Origin of the sequence: Paenibacillus sp. FSL H7-0357, assembly GCF_000758525.1 — a bacterium.
Lineage (GTDB): Bacteria > Bacillota > Bacilli > Paenibacillales > Paenibacillaceae > Paenibacillus_AQ.
In genome coordinates, this window is the sequence record NZ_CP009241.1 from 1,163,365 (window position 1) to 1,181,879 (window position 18,515).

Here is an 18,515-nt window from a genome sequence, read left to right on the forward strand (position 1 = left end):
TAGGGACGATACTTACGGTAAGAGGGATAAATCCTTCCAAAACGACAAAGGCAAACCTAATCGAAAGATAGGGACGCAAAGCCATAGGGCCTTCGCAAGAGTGGCAGCCTGGCTACCGAAAGGAAGATAATTTTGAAAACTTACCGTAAGTCTCGTCTGCTGTCCACCTTGCTGTCTCTTGCCGTATTGTTAACCGCTATGCCTTTAGGATTTGGGCTGTCGCCTTCAACCGCAGAAGCCTCATCAAGCACAGCAGTGCCGGTTAATCCGGACGCTTCAGCCGAAGCTGTCAAGCTGCTTAGTAACCTCTATTCCATTACCGGAAAAGGGATTATCTCTGGACAGCACGATTATTTGGAGAGCCCGGATGAATTCAGCAACAAGTTGAAGGGAACAAGCGGAGAATATGCTGCTCTTCACGGATATGAGCTTGGCGTAATTAGCGGCCAGTCGGAGAGTACGGCTGCATCGCAGCGCAAGAATGTGGTGAACAGCGCGATCAACTGGTACAAGAACGGCGGCATTGTCGCAATGACCTTTCATCAGAATCTGCCGGGAACGGCTTACCTCTGGTCCAATGTGCAGAAGCCGCTCACCCAAGCGGAATTTAACAGGTATGTAACGCCGGGCACGGCAGAATACGCCAGCCTGATCACGGATCTGGATAAAGTGGCGGTGTCGCTCAAAAGCTTGCGGGATGCGGGCGTTCCCGTACTTTGGAGACCTTATCATGAAATGAACGGCAACTGGTTCTGGTGGGGGAAGAAAAGTAATTTTGCTGAACTGTGGAATATTATGTATGACCGTTTCGTGAACGTTCATCAATTAAACAATCTGTTGTGGGTATGGAACCCCAATGCACCGAATGCCTGGTCTGATCCTTATGCGCTGACCTATCCGGGCGCAAGCAAAGTGGATGTTCTTGCAGCAGATATATATGATAACGACTATATGAATAAGTACTATGACAGTTTGCTTAGTCTGGCTGCCGGTAAACCGATAGGCATTGGTGAAAACGGTGAGATGCCCAGCACGGCCAAACTGAAGCTCTCCCAGAAAAATTTCGTTTTCATGATGAACTGGGGAAAAATGCTCTATGAGAAAAATAGCACAACTACGATTAAGAGTTTCATGAATGATAGCTATACACTGACCCGGAATAAATATAAGAGTTGGAGTGCACCAGCCGTTGCGCCAACGGCAACACCGACACCGACACCAACGCCGACACCAACGGCAACACCGACAGCAACGCCAACGGCAACACCGATACCAACGCCAACAGCAACGTCGAAGCCGACGGCAATGCCAACGCCTGACTCTAATGATTCAGTGGAAGCGCCTGTGGTGAGCGGACTTAAGGGAGAGTACTTCAAAAACATGACGCTTTCCGGTACGCCCGCCTTGGTGCGCAATGATGCATTGCTTAACTTTAACTGGCGCCAGGGTTCGCCGGATCCTTCAATCGGTATAGATTCCTTCTCCGTCCGCTGGACCGGTCAAATCAAGCCAACGTATAGTGAGACTTATCAGTTTTTTACCACTTCGGATGACGGTATCCGCGTTTATATTAACGGTAAAGCTGTCATTGACAGCTGGATGAAACAGAGCGGAGCCGAGCGTACCGGAAGCATCGCTTTAACAGGCGGTCAGTTGTACGACATCAAGGTCGAGTATTACGAGAATGCCGGCGATGCGAATATCCGCTTAATGTGGCAAAGTCAAAGCCAAGTCAAAGGGACGGTTCCGGCCAGCGCATTGTTTGTGAATGCCGGGGCAGCTGCTGCCAGCCAGACAGAATTGGACAGTACACTCAGCCTGGTTGCAAAACCGGTTTTAGCGGCGACAGCAGCACCAGCCGCAACAGCAACGCCGACACCTGCGCTGACAGCAACACCAGCACTGGTGCCAACGGCAACACCGACATCTGCGCCAACACCGGCGGCAACAGCAACACCGGTGCCAACAGCAGCACCGACGCCAGCACCAACACCGACGCCAGCAGCAACGCCAACACCGGTGCCAACACCAGCACCGACGCCAGCAGCACCAACACCGGTGTCTACGCCGGCACCAACACCGACAGCAGCACCTGCTGAGAATGGGCTAAAGGCAGAATATTTCAATAATATGCTGCTGTCAGGCACTCCGGCACTTGTACGTAACGACGCCATTCTTGATTTCAATTGGCGTCTAGGCACCCCGGATGCTGCAATCGGCATCGATTTCTTCTCCGTACGCTGGAGCGGCAAGATTAAGCCGCTCTACAGTGAAACGTACACAATCTATACTACTTCAGATGACGGCATCCGCGTTTGGGTCAATGACAGTCTTGTGATTGACAGCTGGATGAAACAGAGTGGAACCGAACGCATGGGAAGCATCAGCCTGAATGCCGGGCAGCTATATGATATTAAAGTGGAGTATTACGAGAATCAAGGGGATGCCAGAGCGCGTCTAATGTGGGAAAGCCCAAGCCAAGTGAAGGGTACTGTTCCTGCGAGCGCCCTGTTTCTTCCTTCCGCTTCCTAAGCAGAGCGACTGGTTAGCTACTGTATTCACCGGCGGGTGCTGGTTAAGACGTTACAATTATAATTCCTAAAGTCCACTCTTAGTGGCCCTGCTTATCAGCAGGGCTACTAAGCTATAGCCCCCATTTGGCTTCGGGATGTATGAACCTGCATAGGGAACTCATCCTGTGTGCCGTGGCGGCATTTCGCTGGAGAAAGGAGATTACGATTTGAACACTTACCGCAAGTACCGCCTGTTTAATACGATTTTACCTCTTATATTAATATTTTCCCTGCTGCCCTGGTCAGAAGCGAGGAGTCTTCCGGTTCCCCGGACGATAGTTACACCTGCTGCTGCCATCACTCCCATCAATCCCTCAGCTTCGGAGGAGGCTGCCGATCTGCTCAGCTATCTGGTTGATCTTGGAGGCAAGGGAATGATATCCGGGCAGCATGACTATTTGGAGACCCCGGATGAATTCAACAATAAGCTGAAGCATGCAAGCGGACAATATGCCGTATTGCATGGTTATGAGCTGGGAGCGATTAACAACCAGCCGGAGGGCACCATCGTGAAGCAGCGCCAGAATGTCGTGAAGAGTGCGATCAAATGGCACCAGGGCGGCGGAATTGTGGCGATGACCTTCCATCAGAATTTGCCGGGTACCTCCCCGGATTGGGCTAATGTGCATATGAGCCTGAGCCAAGAGGATTTTGATGCTTATGTTACGCCGGGCACCCCGCAGTATAAGAACCTGATCGCTGAGCTTGATGAGGTAGCCGAATATTTGGGAGACCTGCGCGATGCGGGAGTGCCTGTGTTATGGCGCCCTTATCATGAGATGAACGGCAACTGGTTCTGGTGGGGGCAGAAGGACAACTTCACCGAACTTTGGGACATTATGTATAACCGTCTGGCGAATGTGCACAAGCTGGATAATCTCCTGTGGGTATGGAATCCGAATGCGCCTAATGAGTGGTCGGATGGCTATGAGCCATATTATCCCGGTGCCGGGAAGGTTGACGTTCTGGCGGCGGATATTTATAACAATGACTACAGACAGTCTTATTATGAGAAGCTGCTGAAGCTGGCCGACGGCAAGCCGATCGGGATCGGTGAAAGCGGAGAACTGCCAGACCCGCTCATATTGTCCCGAACGCAGAGTAAATGGGTATATACCATGACATGGGGAAAAATGCTGACCGAGAAAAATAACCTCGAGAAGATTAAGAGTTTTATGAGCGATGATTATACCGTGTCGCGGGATGATTATAAATTAATGCTGGTCGGTAAGAACAATAACCCGGCCCCGGTATCCCGAACCGGATTGACGGGAGAATATTTCAATAATATGGATCTGTCGGGCAAAGCCGTCCTGGTCCGCAACGACAATAAGATCGACTTCAACTGGCATGGAGATTCACCGTCTTCAGGAATTGGCAAGGATGCTTTCTCGGTGCGCTGGAGCGGCAAAATCAAGCCGGTTTACAATGAGAAATATAATTTCATAGCCTCCTCGGATGACGGGGTACGTGTATGGATCGACGGCAAACTGATCATCGACAGCTGGAAGAAGCAAAGCGGTGTCAGCCGTGAGGGAAGCATAGTCCTGGAAGCGGGAAGCTCGTACGACATCAAGGTTGAATATTACGAGAACAGTGGAGATGCCAGTATTCGCCTTATGTGGAAGAGCCCAAGCCAGAAGCAGGCGGTTATTCCCAAAGGCGCGTTGACTTCCAAATAATGAAATGAAAGCAATAAGTCATTGTGAGGCAGGCACCCCGGAAGAAAGCGAGGACAAGGAATGAGGACTAGAACTAAGAAGAACAAGAATAAACCTTTACATCTACTGTTAAAATTCGCAGCTTTAACCCTCTTGTTTCTATTGTCTGTTTCTATCTTCGGAGATGACGGGACGAAGAGGGCCGAGGTGGAGGTTGACATGTCCAAATTGTCCGCAGCGAAAGATGCAGGACCCGCATTGCCGGACGGAACTGTGCTGTGGCAACTGGGCAAGCACGACGGAACAGCTGGTGAATTTGCGGCTGCCGGCTCTTCGGCCGCTAAGGAGGCATTTAAGGTTGCCTCCGTTTCGGCCAAGACTGCGGAGCTCCAAAGTGTGCCCTCCGGTCTTAGAGGCGACACTAATCCTGAGCTGAGGATTATGTATAAGCTGGATAAGATCCCGGTCAACGGGGTCTTATTTCGCGTAAGCATCATAGATGCCTATAAATCCATTCCGCAAATGAGCGTATTCTCCAACCGGCAGCTGTCGGGGATTATCCAGATTGCAGGTGTTGCCGGTACAGACAGCAAATATACGTTCCGCAAAACGTATGAGCTATATATCCCGAAAGAGCAGCTGGTGGCTGGAACCAACGAACTAAAGCTGCAGGCGGCCCGCGGGATCTATTCCTCCGATTTGGAGGATAAGTACAACTGGTGGACCTGGGATGACCTTAGCCTGGAGTCGCTGAATGCCCCAATCAAGGAGCCGATTCATGGTAGCTACACACTGACGGGCACCATGGTGAACAATAAGCAATTTTATTTTGACGAAGGTGCAGTTACGCATCTGCCTTATATTATGAAGTGGCTTGGAGTAGCTTACAGCGGCAATATTATGCGCACCAGCTGTGCCAGCGATGTCGGCCGCTCCTGTTCGAATATGGAGGAGTACTACAAGGTGCTCAAGGATTACAACATGCAGGCCGTTGCGCTGTATTTGTATACCGGTGATATTAAGCTTAAGGCGGATGGCTCACTGCCGGATGACGCCGAGAAGAAACTGACTGATTATTTCCAGAAGTACAGCCCGTACTTCCAATATTATGAGGTGGACAATGAACCCGGCCTGTTCAATCGCTCGAAGGCAGTGAACCTGGCGATTGCCAACTGGCTGAACGAAAAGGGCAAAACTATAGCTCCCCATCTGCAAACTGTGGCACCGGGTTGGGCCTATTGGCCGAGTTATAGTACAGATTCCTGCGGCAACCAGAAAGGCACGCTTAAACAGTGCGGCGATCCGGACGGTTGGGAACGTGATTCGGAGCAACGCAACGAGCTGGAGGAAGTGACGGATTTAACGAATGGACACTCTTATGGCGAATCCTATATTTTCAGCCATGGAGGAAGCTTTACCGAGAATCTGAGAACCTTTGGCGGAACTGCGGACGGCCTCGGCAAAAAAATGCTGACGACGGAGTTCGGCACTTCAGACACACATGTAGATGCTTACCAATACGGGGCAGCCGAACGGACATCGGCGGTCTTCGACCGGATTATGCGCGGTCATATCGGCTACGCGGATATGTTCATCCAGCATGCCGCCTTCTTCAAGAATTTCAGTCTGTTCAAGTACGGATTCAATCTGGAAGAGCATGATCCGGCCAAAACAGAGATCTACTATACCAAAGAAGGCGAGGATTCCCGGGTCAGCATTATGAGAAGGCTCAGCCTGGCTTATGCTACCCACGGAGCCCCGTTAAGTTATGAAATTACCAATAAGGATGATCTAGCCGACAAGCTGCTATATGTACGTGCTGTTGATACCTCAACACTTGAGCCTCAACCCGGAAGCAAAGCCACCTCCAACAAGGTGCTGGTCAATTTCGTCAATTTTGAGGATACACCGCAGACGGTTCATGTGAAAGTAAATATGCCGAAGAAAACCGTGTATGAAGGTGAACGGTTCGGCAGCGGTGATTCATACGAGGCGGCACGCAGCTATGTATCCGGCAAAAGTGCTACACCTGTACTGGAGTTTACCGAGACTTTAGCTCCGGGCGAAGCGGTGCAGTATATCCTTCAGCCATCCTCCGAGGTGGCGGATGCTGCACCGCAGAGCTTTAAAGCTGCTGCAGTCAAAGGTTTGTCCGTAAAATTGAACTGGCTGGAGGCCCCTGGAGCAAGCTATGAAGTGCTCCGGGCCGACGGCTCAGGCACAGACCTGAAGGTTATCGCAACGGGGATAAAGGCTACGGAATACACCGACAGCAAGCTGCAGGAAGGAACATTATATACGTACGCAGTTAGGGTACCTGGTTCCAGCGTCATGTCGGAGAAGACACAGATTACAGCAACAGGACTGGTTCCTTTGGACCGTTCGCAGTGGAAGGTATCCTCCAATGTCAATACCGAGGCGTCCTATCCCGGAAATGCGATTGACGGAGACCGGCGCACACGCTGGGATACGGGTAAACATCAAGCCTCCGGAGAGTATTTGCAGGTAGATCTCGGGAAGGAACATAGTATAGAAGCGGTGGAAATGGATTACACATTATCTTCTTATGATTATCCACGGGGATATGAGCTTTATGTATCGGATGACGCCAGCAATTGGAAGCGCATAGCTTCCGGAAAAGGGAAGCTGGAGAAGACCAAGATAGAGTTTGCCAAGGTGAATGCGCGGTACATCAAGATTCTGCAGACCGGCTCGGGAGGAAATTACTGGTCCATTCAGGAGCTGCAGATTTTTTCAAGAGAATAGAGATGTTGGGATTGGGCTGGCCGCATTTTTAAGAGAACTGATGAGGGCATGAAGTTATAAGAAATTTATAAGGAAACCGAGGACTGCCCTGTTCCGTTCTTATCGAAATTGCGGCAAAGATTTATGAATTCACTTTCGGAGATATGTCCGTGTTTATACAACGCGTGGAAGCTTTCTTTTAGGTCTATTGTGCCTTCGTGCTTCATTCCTAACTGGTTTAGTAAGCTGCGAATAGAAAATTCTAATCTCATCAACTAAGCTCCTCCGCGAATATCTAAAATTAGGTAATTCATGTAAGCCTACTTTACTACTAATTCAAAAAAAAGAATGTCACTATGTGTCGGTGATAAAACTAATATTTTAAGTACTTTTGACTCATTTTACTCATTTTTGACTAGGCTGCAGAGGAATATGTTGAAATGTATTCAGCAGACTAGAGAAGTATACATAAGAATTGCAAGAGGAGCAGGAATAAAAAATAATCACGACAGCTCCCTTAACTAGCGGAACCGCCGTGATTATGATGGATAATGATTCATTGTTGACCATTGTCGCCAGAACTGGCGGCCGCCCTGTTCTGAACTACCCGCTCCAGCAGCATGCGCACAAGCTCCAAATCCTGCTCTTCCAAAGGAACGCCGTCCCAATGCAGCTGATGCTGGTTAAGGATCTCTCTGGCATTGTTCGTGATTTCCATGGGGTCGGGGTTATCGGTAAGGCCGATGAGATAATCTGAGGTAGTGTGAAGCTTCTTGGCAATCAGTTGAGTATTTTCAAGGGTAGGCTGACGGTATCCGGATTCATACCCGGCATACGTACTTTTGGCGACGCCAACCGCTTCAGCAACCTCCTGCATTGAGAATTTTCTTGTTTTTCGTAGCTGTTTCAACCGTTTAGCAAACATCTGCATGCCTCCAATTGCGGGTTCCAACATGATTGGATATAGGCGTAATTCGTATTGAATCATTTTTGGATATTATACCATAAACATAACTGAACGAACATCCATCCCTTTTACAGCAGCCAACCCGCTTGGGAAACTCCTCCGCACATCCCCCGGTACTTTACGAGTGTTCTATTTTCAAGGGAGAAATATAGAATTAACAGTGGTCACCTGTTTGTTTACGGTTTTGCTCTGGAACGTGGAATTGTATACGGTGATTGTTCCCCCCACAGGTAAGTCAGTATTATAGATAGCCACTTTGCTGTATCCAACGGTAGAGGCCATAAATTTGCTGTTGTACACTTTCACCTTTGCATTCGACAATACCGCGATATCCGCTTTGGGATCACCGGTATAATTGGCGGAGCCGTTGTTCTTAAAGATTGAATTGACAATCGTTACCTCCGCATAATCTTCAACATGAACACCTTGTCCCCGGATATGAATAAAGCTGGAGTTTTTAATGACAATGTCTTTTGCGGACAAAGCAACGCCTACTCCAAATCCCGCCCAGCGGGAAGGGCTGGTGTTGGTATCAAATACACAGTTCTCGATGACCCAGTCACGGCTTGGGGCATTGATTTCAATCCCGTCACCTTTGATATTCACGAACCGGGTATTCAGGATCTTAACCTCGTAGCTCGGATTTATATTCGACAGAATGCCATAGCCGGAATTTTCGAACAGACTGTTAAATACAGTTAACCGGTTGACTGTCACCGCATTCTGAATCCCTTGAACGCTGCATTCGAATCTGACGTCGATAATGTTGATGTCGTCCCCGTTCGGCATAATGCCAATGCGGGCTTTAATCCCGATGCCTTGAACACTCTGTTTGCCGAGCAGCCGCAGGGCGGCTTCATCCTTGTTATCATTGCGGATCAAGGTAGCATCTCTTCTGCCTGCACCTAGAATAGATATATTTTCAGGGACATGAATAGAGTTGATTAGATAAGTCCCTCTGTCGAAATAAACCGTGCCGCCCCCCGAATCCTGCGCAGCCTTTACAGCCTTGGCGATACTCGCTGTATCATTAGTGACTCCGTCCCCTACGGCCCCGTAGTCCTTCACATTAAACGTCGGAATGGCAAAAGCCTGAACACTTCCTGCGCCCGTATCGCTGCTCCAGGCTTTTTCCGGAGCCTTATTCCAAATGAGTCCCACAGCCAGAGCTGCAGTAAGGACGGCAACCAGGGGCAAAGCTATTTTCCAGCGCATCATGAATCCCTCTCCTTAATGAAATGGTTTATGAGTAACTTTGAAAAACTTTTTTTCCTGAAAAGAAAACATTAGTTGTTTACAAAGTTATTCTAAATGAATATAATAATTTTGACAAATACTCCTAATGAATAATATATGGCGATAATCATTCGATGTCAGAATATGTGAAGAATGAAAGGGAACATGAAAGGAAATGGGATAAGCGCTTTTTAAAAATATAAGAATTTATATGTTTCACACGATAATTTATCCTTCCATTTCTCGCTGAAACGGTACCGTCCTTAAAAAGGACGGCAAAGCCGTTTCCACTTGATAGAGATTAGGCAAGGAATATTTTTTTTAGTCACTCGGTCGCGATATGAATAACTTTATTTAAATTATTAAACATTTATTCTCGATGAGAACCAAGAGAGGGAGGCCAGTCCTCTTTAGAGCGGCAGACGTCAACCTTCATTAGCATATGTGCCCCGCCAACTGTTGGTGCGGCAGCAACAGCGGACAAACGCTGAGATTCCGTATATCATTGCCTGCATTTTTCGCAGGATCAAAGGTAATGCCTCCTGTACCTATATCACTGGAGACACTCGGTCATGCTGTGGGTGCTGATACCTTAGACGTTAATCGTCAAGGGTGTGACGTGAGGAAGGGTTAAATGCCCGCTTATTGCAAGAATTCAGTTCGTCAATAAAGAAACAAGGGATGTGTTCGGGATGAAAAAGGTAAGAAAGGCTATTATTCCAGCAGCTGGGCTTGGAACCAGGTTTCTTCCCGCTACCAAAGCAATGCCGAAGGAAATGCTTCCGATCGTAGACAAGCCGACCATTCAATATATCGTGGAAGAGGCGATTGCTGCGGGCATTGAGGACATTATCATCGTTACCGGAAAAGGAAAACGCGCCATAGAGGATCATTTCGATATTGCGTTTGAGCTTGAGCATACCTTGTTTGAGAAAGGGAAGCTGGAGCTGCTGGAAGAGGTGCGGCGTTCCTCCCAGGTGACTCTTCACTATATCCGGCAGAAGGAAGCCAAGGGGCTGGGGCATGCCGTATGGTGTGCGCGCAACTTTATTGGAGATGAGCCGTTTGCCGTGCTGCTGGGAGACGATATTGTGCAAAGCGATGTTCCGTGCACCAGACAGCTGATTGAACAGTACGAAAGACTTGGGAGATCAGTTATTGGCGTCCAGACGGTACCTGCCGATCAAACGAACCGTTACGGTATTGTAGATCCGCTGCGGGCCAGAGGGCGGCTGTACGAGGTGGACCGTTTTGTGGAAAAGCCGGCTCTAGGCCAGGCACCTTCCAATCTGGCGATTATGGGACGGTATGTGCTTACGCCGGACATCTTTGATTTCCTGGAGAGCCAGGAGACCGGAGCAGGCGGTGAAATTCAGTTAACGGATGCCATTCAAAGGCTCAATACGGAGCAGGGCGTATATGCCTATGACTTCCAGGGAGTACGGTACGATGTGGGCGAGAAGCTCGGGTTTATTCTGACGACGATTGATTTTGCCTTGAGAAGACAGGATCTGAGGCATGAACTGTTAAGTGCTCTCGGGGAAATTGTGGATAGAGAACACACCAGTACGTATGCAAAGTCAAGAGGTGAATAATAGATGATACCTTCCAGTCAAAGAGAAGAGGAAGCGGCCCTGTATGCTAAAAGGTACTATCCGGCAGTACGGCGTGCCGGAGGCAAGCCGGAGACATTATATCTATTTAATAAACGGGTCTTTGACATTGCGGCATCTGCGGCGGCACTCCTTGTGCTGTCTCCTCTTTTCCTTATTCTTGCGCTGGTTATCAAGCTGGAAGACCCCCGCGGCTCCGTATTTTTCGGGCAAACCAGGGTCGGGAAGGCGGGGCGTTTGTTCCGGATTTACAAATTCCGCTCGATGATTGCCGATGCGGAAGCGCTTCTGCCGAACCTGTTGAATCAAAATGAAATGAGCGGCCCCATGTTCAAAATGAGAAATGATCCGCGGGTGACCCGGGTAGGCAGATTTATCCGCAGAACAAGCATTGATGAGCTTCCCCAGCTGGTAAATGTGCTTAAGGGTGATATGTCGCTTGTCGGCCCAAGGCCGTCGCTTCCACGCGAAGTGGAGAAGTACTCGGAATACGACCGGCTTCGTCTATCGGTTACACCGGGTTGTACAGGGCTTTGGCAGGTGAGCGGGCGGAGCGGACTGAATTTTAAGCAAATGGTGGAGCTCGATCTGCTCTACATTGAGCAGAGAACGCTGGGTCTGGATCTCAAGATTATGTTTATGACGGCCTGGCAGCTGGTGAGATCGAAAAATGCATTCTAAATCATTTATAACGGGGTGAAGCGTATGGATCGCCATTCGAGAATATATGTAGCTGGGCATCGCGGTCTGGTCGGTTCGGCCATCGTCCGCACACTTGAGAAGCAGGGCTTTCATAATCTTGTCCTCCGTTCCAGAACAGAACTGGATTTGCGCAACGGCGCTGAGGTGGACCGTTTTTTTGAGGATCAGGAGATTGAGTATGTATTCCTTGCTGCGGCCAAGGTGGGCGGAATTGCAGCTAACAACGAACAACCTGCGGAATTTATCCGCGACAATCTGCTCATTCAGACCCATGTCATTGATGCGGCTTACCGTAACGGGGTGAGCAAGCTGATGTTCCTGGGATCGACCTGCATTTATCCAAAGCTGGCTCCGCAGCCGCTCAAAGAAGAATATCTGCTGACCGGAGAGCTGGAGCCGACCAATGCGCCCTACGCAGTGGCCAAAATTGCCGGCATCAACATGTGCCAGTCTTACAACAGGCAGTACGGCACCCGGTTCATTTCTGTGATGCCGACGAACATTTACGGGCCAAATGACAATTTTGATCTGTATTCGTCCCATGTGCTGCCTGCGCTGCTGCGCAAATTCCATGAAGCCAAGGAACAGGGCAGCCCGTCGGTGGAAGTGTGGGGCACCGGCAATCCGAAACGTGAATTCCTGCATGCGGATGATCTGGCCGAAGCCTGTCTCTATCTGATGGAGCACTATGAGGGCAATGATATCGTGAACATCGGTGTGGGTGATGACATTGCGATCAAAGACCTTGCACTGCTGATTAAAAAGGTTACCGGCTACGAAGGGGAAATCACCTTCAACACATCCGTTGCGGACGGTACCCCAAGGAAGCTGGTTGATGTATCCAGAATCAATGCCCTTGGATGGAAAGCAAGAATTGGGCTCGAAGACGGGCTGCACGATGTGTACGCTGATTTTCAACATACGTATGCTGTGAAAAAATAATGATGCGGGGGAATTCATCAATGAAGAGAGCTTTAATTACGGGCGTTACAGGGCAAGACGGGTCCTATCTGGCGGAATTTCTTCTCTCCAAGGATTATGAGGTATTCGGACTGCGGAGAAGAACGAGCACGCCCAACTATGAAAATGTGTACTCTATTAAAGATCGCATTCATTGGATTTCCGGAGATTTGACCGATTTGGCTTCCCTGATTGAAGCGGTGAGAATCGCTGACCCGGATGAGGTATACAACCTGGGGGCGCAGTCGTTCGTAGCCGCATCGTGGCCGCAGCCTTTGCTGACGAGTCAGATCACCGCCGTTTCCGTTACCAATATGCTGGAGGCGGTCAAGATTGTGAAGCCGACGGCCAGATTCTATCAGGCCTCAAGCAGTGAGATGTTCGGCAAGGTCGTAGAGACCCCGCAGCGGGAGACTACCCCTTTTTATCCGCGCAGCCCTTATGGTGTAGCTAAGGTGTACGGCCACTGGATTACCGTCAATTACCGGGAGAGCTTTGACATGTTCGCATGCTCGGGGATTCTATTCAATCATGAATCGCCAAGACGCGGACTGGAGTTTGTCACCCGCAAGGTGACCGACGCTGTTGCCCGTATCAAGCATGGGCTGCAAAGCGAGCTGCGGATGGGCAATCTGGATTCCCTGCGGGATTGGGGCTTTGCCGGGGATTATGTCAAGGCGATGTGGCTGATGCTCCAGCAGGAGGAGCCGGATGATTATGTTATTTCGACAGGTGAAATGCATACGGTCCGTGAGCTGCTTCAGGTGGCCTTTTCGTATGCCGGACTCGATTATGAGCAGTATGTGGTGATCGATCCTGAATTTGTCCGTCCGGCTGAGGTCGACCTGCTGCTGGGCGATTCCTCCAAGGCGCAAACCAAGCTGGACTGGAAGCTGGAAGTCGGCTTCCATGAGCTGATTCATATGATGGTGGATGAAGATATGAAGCGCGTCGCTGCTGAGATCCGCTACCACGATGCCTTTACTTTAGTGAACTAATATTTCGATACAGCATAGGTGATCTAACAGGGGACGGCGCTGCCGTCCTTTATTCAAATATAAGAAATTGTATGCTTCACGCTATAAATTATCCTTCTATTTCTCGCAGAAACGGATACCGTCCTATTGAGGACGGCGAAGCCGTTTCCACTTGTGAAGGCTGAAAGCGGGTGAGTGCTCTGTGACCGCACTGAGATTGAGGCTGGCAGGGTTGAGACGCAATCGCGATTTCAATAACGTCATTTACAGCCTGCTTTCTTATTGTATTACTCCTGTCGTTCTGTTCATTTCAACACCGCTGCTGCTCAGGCATCTGGGTGATCAGCAGTACGGGCTGTGGATTCTTATCCAATCGGTGCTTAATGTGCTGGCGGTATCGAATTTCGGCCTCGGCAATGCGCTGATCAAGCTGGGCTCCGAGAGTGACAGCGAAGAGAGATTTAATGCCCTCTTCCGGGTAACGCTTACGCTGTCGGTCGTTCTGGCGGTGTCGGCGAGTCTTTTTCTTCTTCTGTTCGGCACTTATATTTTTCCTTTGCTGGTGAAGGCGGAAGGGCTGGATACCGTGCTGTCCGTCTCCTATTTTCTTAGCGGAATCATCGGCATTCGGATCATCAACGGCATTCTTTCCGGTGCCTACATGGCTAAGCAGCGTTACGATCTGAACAGCAAGGTGAATATCGTATTCAACCTGGCAAGCTCGATTGGCTTCACCATACTGGCCGTCATGTATGGAGACTTGTATCTGCTGGTGCAGTGGATGTTCGTGTTTACGGTGCTGCTGGCGGTATGCAATGTCTTCGTTACACGCAAGGCGCTTCCCGGACTTCGATTTGCTCCCTATTTCGAGCGGGACAGCTTCAGAAGGCTGTTTCATTACGGGATTTATTCCTGGGGCCAAATGTTGATCAGCACGCTGAATGCCCAGATGGACAAATTGATTATCGGGGGATTTCTGGGTGCCAAAGTACTGGGGTACTACACGGTTTGCATGCAGGTGGTAGTGAAAATCCATGAAATTCCCGCTGCGGCCGGAGGATATTTACTGCCTAAATTCAGTTCACTTTCCAAGAGTGATGACCGCCGTGAAATCAGGAGGACCTATCATCAGTCACTGGTCATTGCCATTTCATTCGTAGGAGCTGCGGGTTTGGCAGCCTTTGTGCTGGCCAAGCCGATTCTGTCCCTATGGATCAGCCCGGAGTTTGCTGAAGCCCATTATGTGCTGTTCCAGGTGCTGGTATTGTCGGTATCTCTGGGTGCACTTGGTGTAGTCCCCTATTATTGTCTGAATGGAACCGGGTACGTCAGGCTTAATACTGCCATTTCACTTCTCACCACACTGGTGACAATGGGTCTGTTTGTTCTATTGATCCCGAGATATGGTGCCATTGGCATCGGCCTGGGCAAGTTTGTCGGCATACCGCTGGTTGTCTTCTCCCTGTATTACGTGGAGAAAGTGGTTCTGAATGGCAGCGGTCAAAGGAGGGAACCGGTTCGTGAAGGGACGATGGAAAGCATCTGAAGAGAATCATCAGAAGAAGTACCTGTTCTTTGATTTGCTGAATACCGGACATCATTATCAATATAATCTGGCTGTGATGAAGGGGGTATTGAAGGGGGCGCCCTCCAGTGAAGTCACATACTATTCCAGTAGACTGGAAGAGAGCAGGCAGGCGGAGCTTGAGGCAGCAGGGATCAATTATCAGCGGGCGGTGGAAAGGCGGTATCACCGTTATATGCCATCCATGCTGGTCCGTGCGCTGCTTCTGCTGCAGGTGCTGCGTTTTGCTTACAAGCATAAGTCCGTTCTGCATCTGTTATATCTGGATACGCTGATCATTCCGCTGGTGTTCCTGATTCCTGCGCTGAGGGGGATGAAAATAACAGCGACGCTTCACTGGTATCCGCCAAGAGAGAGCAAACGCAGGCTGCTGAGGAATCTGCTGCGGCGTCAACATCTCGACAAGCTTATTGTCCACGGGGATTATCTGAGGAAGCAGGTGCTGGAACTGACCAGCGTGGAGCAGTCAAGAGTAAGCTCTATCGTGTATCCCAACCTGCATCCTGCTGTGGTGCAGGAAACCGTTCAAGCGCCCGGCACCCATGCCAGCCAAGGCGCTGCGGAGTCCGTGCCGACCTTACTCTGCTTCGGCGGCCTGCGGTATGACAAGGGAATTGACCTGCTATTGGAAGCAGCCGGGAGACTAACCGGCCAGCCTTTCTCTATCCTCATTGCAGGCAGGGAGCAGGATTTCACACGCGGCGATTTGGAGCAGATCATCCGCGACAAGGGGCTGGAGCACAAGGTAGAGCTATGTTTGGAATATATTCCGGATCATGAGGTGCCGTTATATTTCGAGCGGGCGGATATCATTGTACTGCCTTACCGCAAAATGTTCTCCGGCCAAAGCGGACCGCTGACCGAAGCGGCGGCGAGAGGCAAGGTGATTATTGGACCGAGCCACGGGGAGATCGGGTACTGTATTGAGCGTTATGGACTGGGGGTCAGCTTCCGGGCGGAGGATATCAGCGATCTTGGCGACAAAATCGTCTATGCCATACATAACATGGATGAACTCCGCCGGAAATCACAAAGCTCGGAGTATAAGGCGCTCCTGTCGCCGGGTATTTTCGAGCAGCGGTATTTCGAGGAGCTTGCCGGGTAGGAGGGAGGATAATGTAAATGGCGTTCGTTTTAAAAATCGGATTCCTGCTGGTGACCGCCTTTTTGATCAAGCCCACGGCTTTGGGAGAGAACTACTCCATGCTGGGAATCGCAGCGGCCATGCTTGCCCTTTTGTTTCATCTCATTGATTGCCGGGTGCATCCCATGAAGAAAATATCCATTCAGGGCCCTCATCGGCTTGTGCTGTTCCTGGTACTGCTGCTGTTCAGCTACCTGCTGGGCCACGCCATGCTGATGAACTCCATCTTCCTGCTGAATGTGTTGAAAGCGGCAGTGCTGAACTGCACCGTAGTTCTCGTTGCGGCCTTCATCCTAAGCGAGGCAAGGGCCAACTATATTTTCTTTCGCAGCATGGTGATCATTTTTATTGGATTCATTGTGTCCTACTATGTGACCATCGCGCTGGCTGTATTTGTGACTCACCTGGAGCAGCTGGAGTTATTCCGGATTCAAATCGGGGACTATCCCTCCTCAGGGATGACCTATTTCCCCTTCACCGTCATGTACGGCGTTTACACGGTAGACGGTATCCGGTTTCCGCGGCTGCTGGGGCTGTTCAGGGAATCGGGCATTCTGCAGATGTTCCTGATCTGGTCATTGTTCAATCTGAAGTCCATCCGGCTGAACCGGTTATGGATTAAAGGAACACTGCTGCTGGGGATTATCGCTTCGTTCTCAACGGCAGGGCTTGCGATTCTCTTCGCCAACCTTGTGCTGTATCTCTTTATGAATAAAAAAGTGATGAGAGGCGTCGTCTTGCTCTGCTTAACCTATGTGGTGGTCATGTACGCCCCGTTTATCGGGATCAACGACAAGACGGAAACGCATGGCGCTTCCATCTCGGACCGTACCTTGGCTACAGAAGCAGGGCTGGAAGCGCTCGGGAACAATCCGTTCGGTGAAGGCATGTACAACACCCGTATTCCCAACGCGGGGATCAACCTGGTAGCAGCTTCTTCCATGATCGGCGTGGCCGGCGTGCTGCTCGCGATGCTTGTCTATCTGGTACCGGCGCTTGCCGCCGGGGACCGCAGGCGGTATTTACTCGCAGTCATTCCCATTATTCTGACTTCGCTGATCTCACAACCGCTGCTGGATGCCCCGCTGCTCTATCTGCTGCTGATGGCCCCGTATAAGGGCGAAGAGGAACCACAACCCGAAGGGGCGGCATTACTTGTTCAACCCGCTTTGGAATACATCCGTTAGGATCAAGAAAAGGTAGGGTCTTATGATAAAAACACTATTGATAGCCTATCAGATCGCCCCGTACCGTATCCCGGTCTATAACACGATCGACGCATCGGAGGATATCGATCTTACGGTCTGGTTTCTGGAGGAGAAGGAAGCCAACCGGGAATGGAATATTGATTATCAGGATATGCGATTCCGGTACAGCTGCCTGCGCGGGTTCCATTTGTTCATTCAGCGTATGGATTTCGGGGTGCATATCAACCCGGGTTTATTCTTTAAGCTGGTACGCCTGAATCCCGATGTGATTATCACCACGAGTTATGACGCGATTGGCTATTGGGTCAGCTTATTCTACGCTAAGCTCTTCCGTAAAAAGTTCGTCGTCTGGTGGGGCAGCACGCTGGAGAGCAGCAGAGTGAAGAACCGGGCGATGAATGCGGTGCGCGGATTGTATTTCCGTTCGGCGGATTCCTTTGTAACCTATGGCTCGGACTCAGCCAGATGCCTGAACCACTACGGCATTCCGGATGAGAAAATGGCTGTCGGCTTCAATACGGTGGATATCCGCTATTACTACCGGAAACGCCTGGCGGTTAAGCCCCATAAGGAAGAGGAAGGGCTGCTAAATCTCCTGTTTGTCGGTCAGCTGATCAAGCGGAAGGGCCTGGAGGAGACCATCCAGTCATTGGCCCGGCTGAACCATGAGAACTGGAGGCTGCGGATTATCGGCACGGGACCGGATGAGAAAAAGCTGAAGGAAATGGTCCGGCGGTACGGCATGGAAGAGAAGGTGCTGTTCGAGGGCTACAAGCAGAAGGAGGAGCTGACCGGCTATTTGGCGGCGGCCGACTGCCTGCTGGTCCCTTCGCTGATTGAGGTGTGGGGGCTTGTGGTCAACGAAGCGCTTGTCTCTAACACCTTCGTGCTGGCTTCCAAATATGCCGGCGTGACGAGTGATCTGATTGTCGACAAGGAGAACGGGATCATCGCCGATCCTCTGGACCCGGCCAGTATGGATGAAGCGATGCAGTGGCTGTTCGACAATGTATCCTATTTAAAAGCAGACCGGAAGATCAAGCTGAGCATGTGGAAGAAGCTGCATCCCACGACCTATGCCAAATCAGTGGTCCGGGCCATCCGGATGGCGAGCCGGCCCAGCCATTAAAAAGGTAAGGTTAAG

Annotated in this window: 13 protein-coding genes and 1 riboswitch; of the genes, 11 read left to right on the forward strand and 2 right to left on the reverse strand. The window is 50.3% G+C overall.

Going from position 1 to position 18,515, the window contains the following annotated elements; all coding sequences use genetic code 11:
• Nucleotides 1-39 precede the first annotated feature (39 nt).
• Nucleotides 40-120, forward strand: a riboswitch (cyclic di-GMP riboswitch).
• Nucleotides 121-132: 12 nt separating this feature from the next.
• From H70357_RS05160 to H70357_RS05170, 3 genes are all read left to right on the forward strand, one after another.
• Nucleotides 133-2,532, forward strand: a complete 2,400-nt coding sequence (locus tag H70357_RS05160; protein ID WP_063848014.1) for a PA14 domain-containing protein — start codon at nucleotides 133-135, stop codon at nucleotides 2,530-2,532.
• A 208-nt stretch (nucleotides 2,533-2,740) separates the two neighbouring features.
• A complete protein-coding gene (locus H70357_RS05165) occupies nucleotides 2,741-4,255 on the forward strand; it encodes a glycosyl hydrolase (protein WP_038598677.1) in 1,515 nt (504 codons plus the stop codon).
• A 198-nt stretch (nucleotides 4,256-4,453) separates the two neighbouring features.
• Nucleotides 4,454-7,000, forward strand: a complete 2,547-nt coding sequence (locus tag H70357_RS05170) for a discoidin domain-containing protein (protein WP_063848015.1) — start codon at nucleotides 4,454-4,456, stop codon at nucleotides 6,998-7,000.
• A 535-nt stretch (nucleotides 7,001-7,535) separates the two neighbouring features.
• On the opposite strand, the gene H70357_RS05180 is transcribed toward H70357_RS05170, so the two are convergent.
• Nucleotides 7,536-7,904 (reverse strand): helix-turn-helix domain-containing protein, encoded by a 369-nt coding sequence (locus H70357_RS05180; RefSeq protein WP_038586527.1) that lies wholly within the window; start codon nucleotides 7,902-7,904, stop codon nucleotides 7,536-7,538.
• A gap of 177 nt (nucleotides 7,905-8,081) precedes the next feature.
• Nucleotides 8,082-9,164 (reverse strand): glycosyl hydrolase family 28-related protein, encoded by a 1,083-nt coding sequence (locus tag H70357_RS05185; RefSeq protein ID WP_038586530.1) that lies wholly within the window; start codon nucleotides 9,162-9,164, stop codon nucleotides 8,082-8,084.
• A 710-nt stretch (nucleotides 9,165-9,874) separates the two neighbouring features.
• Between H70357_RS05185 and galU the strand changes: the two genes are divergently transcribed.
• From galU to H70357_RS05225, 8 genes are all read left to right on the forward strand, one after another.
• Nucleotides 9,875-10,777: a UTP--glucose-1-phosphate uridylyltransferase GalU gene (gene galU / locus H70357_RS05190; RefSeq protein ID WP_038586533.1), complete on the forward strand. Its 903-nt coding sequence runs from the start codon at nucleotides 9,875-9,877 to the stop codon at nucleotides 10,775-10,777.
• A 3-nt stretch (nucleotides 10,778-10,780) separates the two neighbouring features.
• Nucleotides 10,781-11,476 carry a sugar transferase gene (locus H70357_RS05195; protein WP_038586535.1) on the forward strand — a complete coding sequence of 232 codons (696 nt, stop codon included), beginning with the start codon at nucleotides 10,781-10,783 and terminating at the stop codon, nucleotides 11,474-11,476.
• A 24-nt stretch (nucleotides 11,477-11,500) separates the two neighbouring features.
• Entirely contained in the window at nucleotides 11,501-12,439 is a 939-nt protein-coding gene (locus H70357_RS05200) for a GDP-L-fucose synthase family protein (protein WP_038586538.1), read from the forward strand.
• A 20-nt stretch (nucleotides 12,440-12,459) separates the two neighbouring features.
• Nucleotides 12,460-13,455, forward strand: coding sequence for a GDP-mannose 4,6-dehydratase (gene gmd / locus H70357_RS05205; protein ID WP_038586541.1), 996 nt, complete (start codon nucleotides 12,460-12,462; stop codon nucleotides 13,453-13,455).
• Between the two features lie 211 nt (nucleotides 13,456-13,666).
• Nucleotides 13,667-14,980 (forward strand): oligosaccharide flippase family protein, encoded by a 1,314-nt coding sequence (locus H70357_RS05210; protein ID WP_038586544.1) that lies wholly within the window; start codon nucleotides 13,667-13,669, stop codon nucleotides 14,978-14,980.
• The gene (locus tag H70357_RS05215) at nucleotides 14,955-16,124 is read left to right on the forward strand and encodes a glycosyltransferase family 4 protein (RefSeq protein ID WP_052091834.1); all 1,170 of its coding nucleotides are present in this window, start codon (nucleotides 14,955-14,957) and stop codon (nucleotides 16,122-16,124) included. Before H70357_RS05210 ends, H70357_RS05215 begins: the two co-directional genes overlap by 26 nt.
• Nucleotides 16,125-16,141: 17 nt before the next feature.
• Nucleotides 16,142-17,350, forward strand: a complete 1,209-nt coding sequence (locus H70357_RS05220) for a hypothetical protein (protein WP_052091835.1) — start codon at nucleotides 16,142-16,144, stop codon at nucleotides 17,348-17,350.
• Nucleotides 17,351-17,372: 22 nt separating this feature from the next.
• Nucleotides 17,373-18,500, forward strand: coding sequence for a glycosyltransferase family 4 protein (locus H70357_RS05225; RefSeq protein ID WP_038586547.1), 1,128 nt, complete (start codon nucleotides 17,373-17,375; stop codon nucleotides 18,498-18,500).
• The last annotated feature ends 15 nt before the right edge of the window (nucleotides 18,501-18,515 follow it).

Bases quoted from the DNA above. Each gene is read 5' to 3' on its own strand.
- H70357_RS05220 (WP_052091835.1), top strand. From the start codon at position 16,142: ATGGCGTTCGTTTTAAAAATCGGATTCCTGCTGGTGACCGCCTTTTTG.
- H70357_RS05225 (WP_038586547.1), top strand. From the start codon at position 17,373: ATGATAAAAACACTATTGATAGCCTATCAGATCGCCCCGTACCGTATC.
- gmd (WP_038586541.1), top strand. From the start codon at position 12,460: ATGAAGAGAGCTTTAATTACGGGCGTTACAGGGCAAGACGGGTCCTAT.
- H70357_RS05180 (WP_038586527.1), bottom strand. From the start codon at position 7,904: ATGTTTGCTAAACGGTTGAAACAGCTACGAAAAACAAGAAAATTCTCA.
- H70357_RS05185 (WP_038586530.1), bottom strand. From the start codon at position 9,164: ATGATGCGCTGGAAAATAGCTTTGCCCCTGGTTGCCGTCCTTACTGCA.
- galU (WP_038586533.1), top strand. From the start codon at position 9,875: ATGAAAAAGGTAAGAAAGGCTATTATTCCAGCAGCTGGGCTTGGAACC.
- H70357_RS05170 (WP_063848015.1), top strand. From the start codon at position 4,454: ATGTCCAAATTGTCCGCAGCGAAAGATGCAGGACCCGCATTGCCGGAC.
- H70357_RS05195 (WP_038586535.1), top strand. From the start codon at position 10,781: ATGATACCTTCCAGTCAAAGAGAAGAGGAAGCGGCCCTGTATGCTAAA.
- H70357_RS05200 (WP_038586538.1), top strand. From the start codon at position 11,501: ATGGATCGCCATTCGAGAATATATGTAGCTGGGCATCGCGGTCTGGTC.